Annotated in this window: 12 protein-coding genes; 4 read left to right on the top strand and 8 right to left on the bottom strand. The window is 68.8% G+C overall.

Going from position 1 to position 12,586, the window contains the following annotated elements; translation table 11 throughout:
• Both ctaD and coxB read right to left on the bottom strand, forming a co-directional pair.
• Positions 1-1,632: cytochrome c oxidase subunit I (gene ctaD / locus VG296_RS10705; protein WP_325565488.1), on the bottom strand; the 1,632-nt coding region annotated here is incomplete at its 3' end.
• Positions 1,629-2,630: a cytochrome c oxidase subunit II gene (gene coxB / locus VG296_RS10700; protein ID WP_325565487.1), complete on the bottom strand. Its 1,002-nt coding sequence runs from the start codon at positions 2,628-2,630 to the stop codon at positions 1,629-1,631. The genes coxB and ctaD, both read right to left, overlap by 4 nt.
• A gap of 299 nt (positions 2,631-2,929) precedes the next feature.
• Here coxB and VG296_RS10695 point away from each other — a divergent pair, with 299 nt between their 5' ends.
• Both VG296_RS10695 and VG296_RS10690 read left to right on the top strand, forming a co-directional pair.
• Positions 2,930-4,351, top strand: coding sequence for a cysteine desulfurase/sulfurtransferase TusA family protein (locus VG296_RS10695; RefSeq protein WP_325565486.1), 1,422 nt, complete (start codon positions 2,930-2,932; stop codon positions 4,349-4,351).
• Positions 4,352-4,443: 92 nt separating this feature from the next.
• A complete protein-coding gene (locus VG296_RS10690; protein ID WP_325565485.1) occupies positions 4,444-5,052 on the top strand; it encodes a hypothetical protein in 609 nt (202 codons plus the stop codon).
• A gap of 545 nt (positions 5,053-5,597) precedes the next feature.
• Here VG296_RS10690 and VG296_RS10685 read toward each other — a convergent pair.
• Complete coding sequence (locus VG296_RS10685) at positions 5,598-5,957, bottom strand: iron-sulfur cluster assembly accessory protein (RefSeq protein WP_325565484.1); 360 nt, start codon at positions 5,955-5,957, stop codon at positions 5,598-5,600.
• Between the two features lie 263 nt (positions 5,958-6,220).
• Between VG296_RS10685 and nadA the strand changes: the two genes are divergently transcribed.
• The gene (nadA, locus tag VG296_RS10680; RefSeq protein WP_325565483.1) at positions 6,221-7,417 is read left to right on the top strand and encodes a quinolinate synthase NadA; all 1,197 of its coding nucleotides are present in this window, start codon (positions 6,221-6,223) and stop codon (positions 7,415-7,417) included.
• 32 nt (positions 7,418-7,449) lie between these two features.
• Here the strand turns inward: nadA and VG296_RS10675 are convergent, their stop codons facing one another.
• From VG296_RS10675 to VG296_RS10655, 5 genes are all read right to left on the bottom strand, one after another.
• Positions 7,450-8,739 carry an endonuclease/exonuclease/phosphatase family protein gene (locus VG296_RS10675; protein WP_325565482.1) on the bottom strand — a complete coding sequence of 430 codons (1,290 nt, stop codon included), beginning with the start codon at positions 8,737-8,739 and terminating at the stop codon, positions 7,450-7,452.
• A 171-nt stretch (positions 8,740-8,910) separates the two neighbouring features.
• Positions 8,911-9,480 (bottom strand): PspA-associated protein PspAB, encoded by a 570-nt coding sequence (gene pspAB, locus VG296_RS10670; RefSeq protein ID WP_325565481.1) that lies wholly within the window; start codon positions 9,478-9,480, stop codon positions 8,911-8,913.
• A gap of 68 nt (positions 9,481-9,548) precedes the next feature.
• On the bottom strand, positions 9,549-10,484 hold the full coding sequence (htpX, locus tag VG296_RS10665) for a zinc metalloprotease HtpX (RefSeq protein WP_325565480.1): 936 nt from the start codon (positions 10,482-10,484) through the stop codon (positions 9,549-9,551).
• Positions 10,485-10,710: 226 nt separating this feature from the next.
• Positions 10,711-10,989: a PspA-associated protein PspAA gene (pspAA, locus tag VG296_RS10660; RefSeq protein ID WP_325565479.1), complete on the bottom strand. Its 279-nt coding sequence runs from the start codon at positions 10,987-10,989 to the stop codon at positions 10,711-10,713.
• Positions 10,986-11,783, bottom strand: a complete 798-nt coding sequence (locus VG296_RS10655; RefSeq protein ID WP_349259520.1) for a PspA/IM30 family protein — start codon at positions 11,781-11,783, stop codon at positions 10,986-10,988. The genes pspAA and VG296_RS10655 overlap by 4 nt, the downstream gene beginning before the upstream one ends.
• A gap of 156 nt (positions 11,784-11,939) precedes the next feature.
• On the opposite strand from VG296_RS10655, the gene VG296_RS10650 reads away from it, so the two are divergent.
• The gene (locus VG296_RS10650; protein WP_325565477.1) at positions 11,940-12,548 is read left to right on the top strand and encodes a DUF3043 domain-containing protein; all 609 of its coding nucleotides are present in this window, start codon (positions 11,940-11,942) and stop codon (positions 12,546-12,548) included.
• Positions 12,549-12,586: the final 38 nt, after the last annotated feature.

Genomic DNA, 12,586 nt, shown 5'->3' with positions numbered 1-12,586 from the left:
CAGGTCGAAGGCCGGGGACTCGGAGCGCACCCGGGGCAGCGAGTTGAAGTTGTGCCGCGGCGGCGGGCAGGAGGTCGCCCACTCCAGTGAGCGGCCCCAGCCCCACGGGTCGTCCACGGTGACCCGCTTGCCGGACTTCGCGGTCTTGTACACGTTGTACAGGAACGGGAACATCGACAGCGCCAGCAGGTACGAGCCGATCGTGGAGATCGTGTTCAGCGTGGTCCAGCCGTTGGAGGCCAGGTAGGTCGCGTAGCGGCGCGGCATGCCCTCGGCGCCGAGCCAGTGCTGGACCAGGAACGTGGTGTGGAAGCCGATGAAGGTCGTCCAGAAGTGGACCTTGCCCAATCGTTCGTCGAGCATCTTGCCCGTCCACTTCGGCCACCAGAAGTAGAACCCGGCGAACATCGCGAAGACCACGGTGCCGAACAGCACGTAGTGGAAGTGCGCGACGACGAAGTACGAGTCCTGCACCGCGAAGTCGATCGGCGGCGAGGCCAGCATGACGCCGGTCAGACCACCGAAGAGGAACGTCACCAGGAAGCCGACGGACCACAGCAGCGGGGTGTCGAAGCTCAGCGAGCCGCGCCACATGGTGCCGATCCAGTTGAAGAACTTCACCCCCGTGGGCACCGCGATCAGGTAGGTCATGAACGCGAAGAACGGCAGCATGACCGCGCCGGTGGTGAACATGTGGTGCGCCCACACCGTCACCGAGAGACCGGCGATCGACAGCGTCGCGAAGACCAAGCCGGAGTAGCCGAAGACGGGCTTGCGGCTGAAGACCGGGATGACCTCGGAGATGATGCCGAAGAACGGTAGCGCGACGATGTACACCTCTGGATGGCCGAAGAACCAGAACAGGTGCTGCCACAGGATCGCGCCGCCGTTGGAGGCGTCGAAGATGTGCGCGCCGAGCCGGCGGTCGGCCTCCAGCGCGAACAGCGCGGCGGCCAGCACCGGGAAGGCGAGCAGCACCAGCACCGAGGTCAGCAGGATGTTCCAAGTGAAGATCGGCATCCGGAACATCGTCATGCCGGGCATCCGCATGGTGATGATCGTGGTGATGAAGTTCACCGAGCCGAGGATCGTGCCGAAGCCGGACAGCGCCAGGCCCATGATCCACATGTCTCCGCCGGCGCCGGGCGAGTGCACGGCGTTGGACAGCGGCGAGTAGGCGAACCAGCCGAAGTCGGCCGCGCCCTGCGGGGTCAGGAAGCCGCTGACCGCGATCAGCGAGCCGAACAGGAACAGCCAGTAGGCCACCATGTTCAGCCGCGGGAACGCCACGTCCGGCGAGCCGATCTGCAGCGGCATGATCGCGTTCGCGAAGCCCGCGAACAGCGGGGTCGCGAACATCAGCAGCATGATCGTGCCGTGCATCGTGAAGGCCTGGTTGTACTGCTCCGGCGAGAGCACGCTCAGACCCGGCCGGGCCAGCTGCGTGCGGATCAGCAGCGCGAGCAGACCGCCGAAGCCGAAGAAGACGCACGAGGTGATCAGGTACAGGAAGCCGATGACCTTGTGGTCGGTGGAGGTGATCCACTTGATGAAGGTCTGCCCCGGCTGCCGGGTGCGGTAGGCCGTCACCGAGGGGACGGAGGTGACCGCGGGATCGTTGACGGCCGTCATGACGCGTCGCCTCCCACTGCGTTCTGGCCCTTGACGCTGGTCATCGGCCCGACGACGCAGCGGATTCCGGAGCCCGTGGTGGTCAGGCTGGTGCCGACCAGGGTCGTGTTGGTGCCGCAGCCGGTGGTGAGCGTGCCGTTCTGCTGCGTGGCGATCAGCTGCTGGATGTGCGCCTGGTAGTCGGCCGGGCTGACCACCTTGACGTTGAACAGCATCCGCGAGTGCTCGACGCCGCACAGCTCGGCGCACTCACCGATGTACGTGCCCTCCTTGTCCGGAGTGACCTCGTACATGTTCACGCGGCCCGGCACGACGTCCAGCTTGAACAGGAAGTTCGGGATCCAGAAGGAGTGGATCACGTCCGGGGAGGTCAGGGTGAACTTGACCTCCTCGCCCTCGGGCAGCCACAGCGTCGGCGGCTGACCGGCGGTGCCGATGTCGTACGCGGTGTCCGAGCTGGTCGCGGCGCCGTTTCCGTTGTCCAGCGCGGCGTCGTAGTTGTAGTTGAAGGTCCAGCTCCACTGCCGGCCCACGACATTGATCGAGGTGTACTGCTTGTTGTTGATCTGCAGCAGCGAGGTCTCGTCCTTGGCCGTGAAGTAGAAGATCACGCCGACCATGATCAGCGGAATGGCCGTGTAGAGCAGCTCCAGCGGCAGGTTGTACCGGGTCTGCGGGGGCACCTCGATGCCGTGCCGCTTGCGGCGGTAGGCGAAGCAGCACCAGATGATCAGTCCCCAGACCAGGGCGCCGACCGCGAAGGCGGTGATCCACTGGCCCTGCCACAGGTGCAGGGTGGTGGGGGCTTCCGTGGAGGCCGGTTCGGGCAGGCCGAGCCGGGTGAAGGCGTTGTCGGCGCAGCCCGAGGCGGTAACAAGGACGACGCCGGCCAGCGTCGTGCGGGCGACCAGGCGCCGCTTTCTTGACGCGTCGACGCGCGCCCGCCCCGTGCTCTCACGCGGCGGGAGAGGTCTGCGTTCAGAGCCGTGCTGACTCAACGTACCTTCCCGATCTCTCGCCCCGTTCCGCCGCGCCCGCTTCGTGGGTCGCGCTCGCGGCGGTGCCCGGCTACGCGGGCTGGGGATCACTGATTCAATGCTGCGGCCAAACCCTACTCCAGCCACGCGGACCACCTGCGGGCAGGTACCCCCCTTTCGCGGGAGGGGTCATTGGAGCTCATGCATACGGTCTAATGACTGGCCACAAGGGGCTATTCGGACAAGTTGTCGCCCCATCATCCCGCTGATGATCTATCGTCAGGCGGCGGACACGCGCACTCTCTGGCTAGGCTCGGTCCATGGTCTACTTCGACGCCGCGAGCGGGGAGCCGCTGGACCCGGCGGGCCGCGAGGCGTACCTGGCCGCGCTGGACGAGGGCTGGGCCGGGCCCGACCGGCTCTACCGCGAGGGGCGTCGGGCGCGGATGCTGCTGGACGCGGCCCGGGAGGCGACCGCCGAGGTGCTCGGATGCCGCGCCGACGAGCTGGTTTTCACCGGTTCGGGCACGGCGGCGGTGCATCACGGCGTGCTCGGCCTGGCGAAGGGGCGGGCGCGCGCCGGGCGGAGGCTCGTGCTGAGCGCCGTCGAGCACTCGTCCGTTATACATGCGGGCGAATTGGCCGCCGCGCGCAACGGCGGCGAGCTGGAACTCGCGCCGGTGGATGTGCACGGCCGGGTGCGCCTCGATCTCTTGACCGAATTGTTAGCGCAGCCGGGTCCCGTCGGCTTCCTCGCGGTCCAGTCGGCCAATCACGAGGTCGGCACCCGGCAGCCGCTCACGGAGGTCGCTGCCCTCGCGGCCGAGTACGAAGTGCCGCTACTCGTCGACGCCGCGGTCTCGCTCGGTCGTGAGCCGGTGCCGTCGGGCTGGTCGGTGCTGGCCGGATCCGCGCGCAAGTGGGGCGGCCCGACCGGAGTCGGGGTCCTGGCCGTGCGCAAGGGAAGCCGCTTCGCCGCCGACTGGCCGCAGGACGAGCGGGAGCGGGGCTGGGCCCCCGGCCCGCCGAACGTCCCGGCGATCCTCGCGGCGGCCACGGCCCTGCGGGCGCGCAGCGCGGAGTCGCAGGAGGCGGGACTGAATCATCGGGAGCTGACGACGCTGCTGCGCGCGCGGATCCCCGAACTGGTACCGGATGTAGAGGTCGTCGGCGACCCGGACGACCGTGTCCCGCACATCCTCACGTTCTCCTGTCTCTACGCGTCCGGCGAGGCGCTGCTCCTCGAACTCGACCGCGCCGGATTCTCCGTCTCGTCCGGATCCTCCTGCACGGCCTCGACTCTGACGCCGAGTCACGTCCTGGAGGCGATGGGCGTCCTGTCGCAGGGGAACATCCGCGTGTCGCTGCCCTGGGACGCGCGCGGAGAAGACGTCGAACGCTTCCTCGACGCGCTGCCGGACGCGGTCCGGGCCGCGCGGCCCGAGCCGGAGCTGGGACGAGAGTCGACCCCGGAGCCCGAGCCGGAGCCGGGCGAATCCGCCGACGCGTCCGTCGTCATCGACGCGCTCGGCAAACTCTGTCCGCTGCCCGTCATCGAACTCGGCAAGCGGATCGGCGGCGTACCGGTCGGCGGGGTGCTGCGGGTACTCGCCGACGACCCCGCCGCGCGGCTCGACATCCCCGCCTGGTGCCGGATGACCGGGCAGGATTTCCTCGGGACCGAACCGCTCCGCGGCGCGCCGGACTCGGCGCTCGCGTACCTGGTCAGGCGATTGCGGTGAGGCGCGGAACCCGCAGGCGAGCCGGTGCGTCAGAGAAGAGCCGTGAGCACCAGGGGGCCGGCGGAAGAAGGGCCCACCGAGAAGGGACAGCGATGACGACAGGCAGCACCCGATCGTTGAGGCACCGACGCAGGTTCGGCTCGGCACTGGCCGCGGGCGCGGCCGGCGCGCTGCTGCTGGCGGGGGCGACGGCCTGCGCCTCGACGAGCAAGTCGGTCAGCGTCAGCGCGGGCAGCAGCTCCTCGGGCTCGGCGGCCGTCACCGCGTCGCCGTCCGCTTCAGCGTCCGCGTCGCCCTCCGGCTCGTCGCGAACGACCGCGACGTCCGGCACGGGGCCGGCCACGAGCACCCAGCCCCTGCCGGGCGGCGGCATTCCGGTCACCCCGAACTCCCAGCAGTCGACGGCGCCGGCCGGCACCAAATACTCCGCGTTCCAGAGCGCGGCGCACAGTGCGGACGGACGCACGCTCTACCTGGGCATCGAGTCGCAGGGCGGGGCGTGCGGGCAGTACGACGTCGTGCTGCAGCAATCGAGCGGCAGCGTCGGCGTGGGCCTCGTACACGTACCCGCAGGCGGCCGCATCTGTCCGATGTATGTCACGCGGATGCTCGTGACGGCCAAGCTCTCCGCGCCGCTGGACGGGCGCCAGGTCATCGACCTGGCGAACGGTCAGCCGATCGCATCGGCCCAGCTTGGTTAGCGATCGGCTAGTCTGGGAACTAGCTGAGAAACCCACAGGAAAGAATCAGCAGGAAACCCGGAACCTTTCACGACATCCGACCGTCTTATCTGGTGTAGTGGTACTCAGCACCGGGACACCGGAGCTCGAGGCGGTGGGCTGAATCCCGAGTCGAGACCAACGGGATTACGAGTTCATCACTTTGAGTGATGGAACGGCTCCAGTCCGGGTACAACTATGGGGTAGGGAAAACATAAGCCTGCGCCCGCGCCGCTCTCCCCCCGGCGACGTGGACGCTGTGGCGGGCCATATACGGAGGGCAGCCACCCGCTGAATTGCCGCGGGTGCTCCGGGTCCGCAGGAGGTAGGGCCTCCGTCGTCGTTTGTGGGTAGCGGCGCCGGAGGCCCTACCGTTTTCCTTGGATCCCACCGAAAGTCCTCCCCCGGCTCTCGCGGGTGCTCGCTGCGCCGCGCACCGCCGCTCCGCCCGCGGACCACCCCGTACACAGCGCGAGGCGCACGCGGCTGCTGCCGCGTGCGCCTCGAAGCGCTGGAACCCTGTGAGCCTAGTTGAAGCTCTCGCCGCAGGCGCAGGAGCCGGTGGCGTTCGGGTTGTCGATGGTGAAGCCCTGCTTCTCGATGGTGTCGACGAAGTCGACGCTGGCGCCGACCAGGTACGGGGCGCTCATCCGGTCGGTGACGACGTGCACGCCGCCGAACTCGGACACCACGTCGCCGTCCAGCGAACGGTCGTCGAAGTACAGCTGGTACCGCAGGCCGGAGCAGCCACCAGGCTGGACCTGGACGCGCAGCGAGAGGTCGTCACGGCCCTCCTGCTCCAGCAGGTTCTTGACCTTGGCCGCGGCCTCAGCCGTGAGGATGATGCCATCGACCTTGGTGCTGCTGATCTCAACCTCTACCGACATCGTGCCAACCCCTATCTCAGTACGGTCCGTCGGGTCGTTGCCCTCTCGGATCAACGTCGCAACGACGGCGTGGTATTCCGAGCATCGGTGCTAGGTGCCAGCCGTCCTTCGCTCTCTATCGTCGCACATCCTCGGACGGGGCGTATATCACACGGCGGCCGTCCCGCTCAGCGGGAATATCCGTAGGGTAGTATGCCTTAACGTCAGTTAGACGATAAAGGCGGTCGGTCCCCGGGGCCGGCCCGAGCAAGGAGCACGAGGACGTGACGACCACCGATCGCAGCCCCCGTCCGGCCCCAAGCTTCGCGGAGCCCGCCGGCACGCCGCTCGCGCTGCTGCTGCTCGGACAGGCGGCCGACCCGCGCAGCGAGCGCGGCGTGGAGTGCCCCGGCGACCTGCCCGCGCCGAGCGACCCGGACCTGGTGGCGCGCGCGCTGGCCGCGAAGCAGGCGCTGGGCGACCGCGTGTTCATCCTCGGCCACCACTACCAGCGCGACGAGGTCGTGCAGTTCGCCGACGTCACCGGCGACTCGTTCAAGCTGGCCAGGGACGCGGCGAACCGCCCGAACGCCGAGTACATCGTGTTCTGCGGCGTGCACTTCATGGCCGAGTCCGCGGACATCCTGACCGGCGACGACCAGCAGGTGCTGCTGCCCGACCTGGCCGCCGGCTGTTCGATGGCCGACATGGCCACGGCCGAGCAGGTCGAGCAGGCGTGGGACGTGCTGGCGGACCTGGGCATCGCCGACCGGGTCATCCCGGTCTCGTACATGAACTCCTCGGCCGACATCAAGGCGTTCACCGGCAAGCACGGCGGCACGATCTGCACCTCGTCCAACGCCGAGCGCGCGCTGACCTGGGCCTTCGAGCAGGGCGAGCAGGTGCTGTTCCTGCCCGACCAGCACCTCGGCCGCAATACGGCCGTCCGTCAGCTGGGCCTGAGCCTGGACGACTGCGTGCTCTACAACCCCCACAGGCCGATGGGCGGACTGACCGCGGATCAGCTTCGCGACGCGAAGATGATCCTCTGGCGCGGCCACTGCTCCGTGCACGGCCGGTTCACCGAGGAGTGCGTGGACGAGGTCCGCGAGCGCGTCCCGGGCGTGAACGTGCTGGTGCACCCGGAATGCCGGCACGAGGTCGTGGAGAAGGCCGACTACGTGGGCTCGACGGAGTACATCATCAAGACCATCGAGGCGGCCGAGCCCGGCACGAAGTGGGCGCTGGGCACGGAACTGAACCTGGTGCGCCGGCTCGCGAACGCGCACCCGGACAAGCAGATCGTCTTCCTGGACAAGTCGGTCTGCTACTGCTCGACGATGAACCGGATCGACCTGCCGCACCTGGTCTGGACGCTCGAGTCGCTGGTCGCGGGCAAGCCGGTCAACCGGATCACCGTCGCCCCGGACACCGCCGCGCTGGCCCAGGCCGCACTGGAGCAGATGCTCGCGCTGCCGTAGATCGGCCGCGGCCCAGCCCCGGCTCAGGAGTCTCAGTAGTCGAGGTCCACCTGGATCGGCAGGTGCGTCTGCCCCTTGGCGATCGCGGGCAGCACCACCGAGCGCAGCGGCTTGAGCCCGTGGGTGAGCACGTCGTCGAGCCGGACGACCGGGAACTCCGCCGGCCAGGTGAAGCCGAAGCCGCTCCCCGCCGCCTGCTGCGCGCTGGTCAGCGCGTCGGCCCCGGTCAGCTGGGAGAACTGCCGGTCGGTCGCGGCCACGTTGACGTCTCCGATGACCGCTATCCGGGCCGAGTGGTCCGCCCCGACCAACTGGGCGAACTTGGTCAGCGCCTGGTCGCGGACCTTGGCGAAGCCCTGGTCGCCCAGCACCGGCTGCGGCAGGTGCACGAGGTAGACGGTGAGCGCGCCCTCGGGTGTCTTCAGCGTGGCCTTGAGCGCGCCGATGATCGGCGCGCCGGACGCGGAGGCGGCCAGCCCGGCGTCCTGCGCACCCAGCGCGAGCGACTGTGCGGTCTGCGTCGTGCCGAGCGCGATCGGCTGCGCGTTCACGATCTGGTAGGCGCTCCAGAGCCCGAACTCGTACTCGGCGGTGTGGTTTCTGTACGCGGAGTTGAGCGCGTTGACGGCGTTCGACTCGGAGACCGAGGGGTACATGTCCTCGAGCGCCACGATGTCGGCGTGCTGGGCGATGGCCATCGTCCCGGAGGCCGTGGCCTCCTGCGCGTCGCCGTTCACGTCCTCGCTGAAGATCCGCAGCTGAGCGGTGGCGGAGCTGCCGCGCGGCAGCATCGTGGGCCCGTAGAGCGCGGTCCAGACGAGCGCCGCGGCCAGGGTGACGACTATCGCCCGCTTGGTGTGCACGATCGCCGCGATGACGAACAGCAGGAGTATCGGCAGGCCGGTCCACGGCAGCCACGTCTCCAGCAGCGACCCGATCCCGCCCGCGTCGGGCAGGAAGCGGTGCAGCACCAGGAAGATGACGGCCAGACAGGCGAGCACGATGACGCCGTTCGACGTCTGACGCCGCATCCGGGAGCGGTGCGAACGGACCGAGCGGAGCGTCCGCGGCGCGGGATCCGGCTGAGTCTCCGCGCCCGACGCGGGTTCGAACTCTTCGATCCCCGGAGCGGGTTCCACCATGGGCGGGGCCGGCGGAACGGCGCCGAATTCGGCGGCCGGAGACGGCTGCGCCCTCGGTTCCGTCGAGCTTTCCTCGGCCCGCTGCGCGGGAATCCCGAACTCCGGCCAGACTCGCAGATCGGGCACGTCGCTACCCGTCTGCTCGTCACCTTCGGCACCGGTCACCGGCCCAGCCACCATCGCTCGTATTCCTCCACGGTCCCGCACAACCGCGCAGCGGTGCCCAGGTCAGGGCGCCTCGACGGGGACCGAGCCTAGCGGTATGGACCGCCCGGCTGGCAAGTCGGAAGCCGAATCGTGGCAGAGGTGTGACGTGTGTGGTCGTGGTCTGAGTCGGAACTGAAGAGACCGCTACAGGCCGGGCGCGCCCCAGACCGGGAACCAGCGGGACAAATCCTTCTCAAGCCGCAGGTCGTTGCCCAGTTGGGACTTGATCTGCAGCTCCAGCGTGTTGTCCCGCTGCGGCTCGGTCAGCGGCGCGAAGGGGTAGAAGGTCCCCTGCTTGTAGAGGTAGATCAGCGCCAGCTTCCGGCCGCGGTCGTCCTGGAAACTCACCAGGGTGCACAGCAGGTAGGGGCCGAAGAGGTTGTCCTGCAGGGCCGAGTTGACCGCGTGCAGGTCGTTGACCAGGCTCGTCATATCGTCCTGCGCCCGCTGGCAGAGCAGCCAGGTGTAGCCGTACTTGTCCTTGCTCACCTGGACCTCGGGCCCGTCGATGCCCTCGAGCAGCTCCTCGACGTCCGACTCGACCTGGCTGAACGCCACGCCCTCGGCCTTGCGGTAGCACACCGAGCCGTAGCCGGTCGGCCGGAAGGTGCCGTTCACCTCGAGCGTCAGCGCCGCGGAGGGCAGCCCGAAGAGCTGGTCGAGGTTCGGCTGCACCGGCTTGCTGCGGCCGAGAAGCGTGTCGAGAAGACCCATGGCCCCACCCTATCCAGTCGTGACGTTCCGCTGAAGCCGTTCCCCACCAGGGGCTCGGCGGCCGGGGCTCAGCGGCTGATCTGGTTCGAACCGAGCTGGTCCGAGATCTTGATCAGCTGCTCGACGCGCTTCTCCGTGCTCGGGTGCGTGGCCAGCAGCGCCATCAGCGACTCCTTGCTGGCCAGCGCCGGGGCGAAGTAGAAGGCGTTGTAGGGCTCGGCGGCGCGCAGGTCCTGCTGCGGGATCTTGGCCATGTCGCCGGTGATCTTCTGCAGCGCGGAGGCCAGCGCCATCGGATTGCCCGTCAGATGCGCGCCGGCCCGGTCCGCGGCGAGCTCGCGGTAGCGGGAGAGCGCCCGGACGAGCAGGAAGGAGATCGCGTAGGTGACGATCGAGACCAGCATGATGACCAGCTGGGCCATCGCCGCGTTGCCGTCCCGGTCGTTGCGCCGGTCTCCGCCGAGGCCGAACCAGAAGGCCATCCGCGCGACCATGCCGGCCAGGATGCCGAGGAACGAGGCGATGGTGATCACCAGCACGTCGCGGTGCGCCACGTGCGAGAGCTCGTGCGCCAGGACGCCCTCGACCTCCTCCTTGGTGAGGTTCGAGTTGCGCATCAGGCCGGTGGTCACGCAGATCACCGCGTTGTTCGGGTTGCGGCCGGTGGCGAAGGCGTTGGGCACCGGGGTGTCGGAGATGGCCACGCGCGGCTTCGGCATGTTCGCCATCGCGCACAGCCGGTCGACGATCGCGTGCAGCTCGGGCGCCTGCTCCGGGCTGACCTCGCGGGCGCCCATGGCGAAGGTGGCGATCTTGTCCGAGAAGAAGAACTGGGCGCCGAGGATCAGCGCGGCGATGATCAGCACGATCGGCAGGCTCTGCGTCGGAACGAAGGCGATGAGCGCCGCGATGAACGCCACCGCGAGCAAGCCGATGAGGAACATCACGAGCACCATCCGGGAGGTGAGCCCCCGGTCCGGAGCAAACCTCGTCTTGGTGGCCACTGCTTCCGCCCTTTCCCGCGTTCACGTCGCCGCATTCCGGCGAATCTGTCCGTTCCAACGAATCTGATGTGGGGACGGTTCCCCCGGCGGCGCCGCGTCCGCCTGAAGAAGCGCCAAGAATCCGCCCACGTTGTACCCCGCCCGGCCGAACGCGAACGTCCCCCCGCGCGAAGTGCGGGGGGACGTTCGCTGAAGGGAACGGCCGAAGCGAGAAGCAGGGTCGAGCTCAGCCCGGGATCAGCCCGTCGGAGGAGAGCAGGTCGCGCACCTCGTCCAGGCTGGAATGGGCACTCGGCAGAATGAAGTCGCTCGGCTTGATCTCCTCGACCGGGAGGGGAGAGCCGAGCTCCCGCACCTTGCCGAGCAGAGCCTCCATCGCCTCGTCGAACGGACCCGGCACCCCGGCCTCGACGGCCGACATGAGCGCGTTGTCCAGCTCGTTGAGCTCGTCGAGCGCTTCCTTCTGCAACACCAGCTGACCCTCGCCCAGGATCCGCACGATCATGCCGCGCCACCGTCCTTGAGGACGTCGGCGTCGCTGATCTCGTCGGTCTTGTTGGCATACGAGGTGCTGGAGCCGGACTCCAGCGCCTTGTTGCCACTCGAACCGCCGGACAGTTCCAGCTTCATCTTGGCCAGCTGGTCGTCCACCGCGCCGCCGGACGAGAGGGCCTCGAGCTGGCGGGTGATGTCGTCCTTGGCCAGCCCGGTCGGGTCGTCCAGGGCACCGGAGGCCACCAGCTCGTCCACCGCGGACGCGCGGGCCTGCAGTTGCGCGGTCTTGTCCTGGGCGCGCTGGATCGCCATCCCGACGTCGCCCATCTCCTCGGAGATGCCGGAGAACGCCTCGCCGATCTGCGCCTGGGCCTGAGCCGCGGTGTAGGTCGCCTTGATGGTCTCCTTCTGCGTCCGGAAGGCCTCCACCTTGGCCTCGAGGGCCTTGGACTGCCGGACCAGGTTCTCCTCCTGGCCCTGCAGCGACTCGTACTGCGCGTTCAGGTCGCCGATCTGCGCCGAGATGTTCGCGCGCCGGGTCAGGGCCTCGCGGGCGAGGTCCTCGCGGCCCAGTTCCAGCGCCTTGCGGGCCTGGCCCTCGAGCTTGTCGCCCTCCTGCTGGAGCTTCTTCATCTGCAGCTCGACGCGCTTGCGGGACGTCGCGACGTCGGCGACACCGCGCCGTACCTTCTGCAGCAGCTCCATCTGCTTCTGGTACGAGTAGTCGAGCGTCTCGCGCGGGTCCTCGTACTTGTCCAGCGCCTTATTGGCCTTGGACTTGAAGATCAAGGACATCCGCTTCATTACTCCGTCGGCCATCAGCCCTCCAGCTCCCCCTTCGATAAAGGTGCGCTCTAGCTCACGTTGAGACTGGTATGCACCCACGATATTCCCTCGCGGGCTTACAGGGCCATCGCGGCGGGTTATGTACCCGGGCCCGGAGCGTTTACGCTTCCATACGTGTTCCGACGCAACTCCTCCAAGCAGGTGGCCGACGCCACCCCGGCCGACGCGGTTCCGGCCGAGCCCGTGATGAACGGCACGTCCACCAAGGGACGTCCCACGCCCACCCGCAAGGAGGCCGAGGCGGCGCGCAAGTTTCGCCTGGGTGCCCTGCCGGCCGACCCGAAGGAGCGGCGCCGGGCGGAGCGCAGCGCCAACCGCTCCTCGTACGACCGCTCGCGGCAGGCGCTGCGCGCGGGCGACGAGCGGCACTACCCGGTCCGCGACCAGGGGCCGGCGAAGGCCTTCGTGCGCGACTACGTGGACGGCCGGATCCGGCTGCTCGAGATGCTGATGCCGCTGGTCATCCTGTGCTGGGCCACCCTGCTGATGCGCAACACCTCGATCTACATCTACAGCTCCTTCGTGATGGAGATCGTGGTCGTCCTCGGCATCGGGCTCGGCGTGCTGCTCGGGCAGCGGGTGAAGCGGCAGGTGGCGGCCACGTTCGGCCCGGACGAGGTGCGCGGCACCGGCTTCTACGCCTTCTCCCGCGCGGTCATGCCGCGCTTCCTGCGCCAGCCCAAGCCGCGGGTGACGATGCGGGGCGAGCCGAAGGTCCGCTGAGCGGCTGGGCAGGCGATCCGGCAGGCGGATCCGGTAAG

The sequence above is a fragment of the Actinospica sp. genome (assembly GCF_035552695.1).
Classification (GTDB): domain Bacteria; phylum Actinomycetota; class Actinomycetes; order Streptomycetales; family Catenulisporaceae; genus Actinospica.
This window is presented reverse-complemented; position numbering and strand designations above follow the sequence as displayed.

Bases quoted from the DNA above. Each gene is read 5' to 3' on its own strand.
- VG296_RS10695 (WP_325565486.1), top strand. From the start codon at position 2,930: ATGGTCTACTTCGACGCCGCGAGCGGGGAGCCGCTGGACCCGGCGGGC.
- VG296_RS10690 (WP_325565485.1), top strand. From the start codon at position 4,444: ATGACGACAGGCAGCACCCGATCGTTGAGGCACCGACGCAGGTTCGGC.
- VG296_RS10685 (WP_325565484.1), bottom strand. From the start codon at position 5,957: ATGTCGGTAGAGGTTGAGATCAGCAGCACCAAGGTCGATGGCATCATC.
- VG296_RS10675 (WP_325565482.1), bottom strand. From the start codon at position 8,739: ATGGTGGCTGGGCCGGTGACCGGTGCCGAAGGTGACGAGCAGACGGGT.
- pspAB (WP_325565481.1), bottom strand. From the start codon at position 9,480: ATGGGTCTTCTCGACACGCTTCTCGGCCGCAGCAAGCCGGTGCAGCCG.
- pspAA (WP_325565479.1), bottom strand. From the start codon at position 10,989: ATGATCGTGCGGATCCTGGGCGAGGGTCAGCTGGTGTTGCAGAAGGAA.
- VG296_RS10655 (WP_349259520.1), bottom strand. From the start codon at position 11,783: ATGAAGCGGATGTCCTTGATCTTCAAGTCCAAGGCCAATAAGGCGCTG.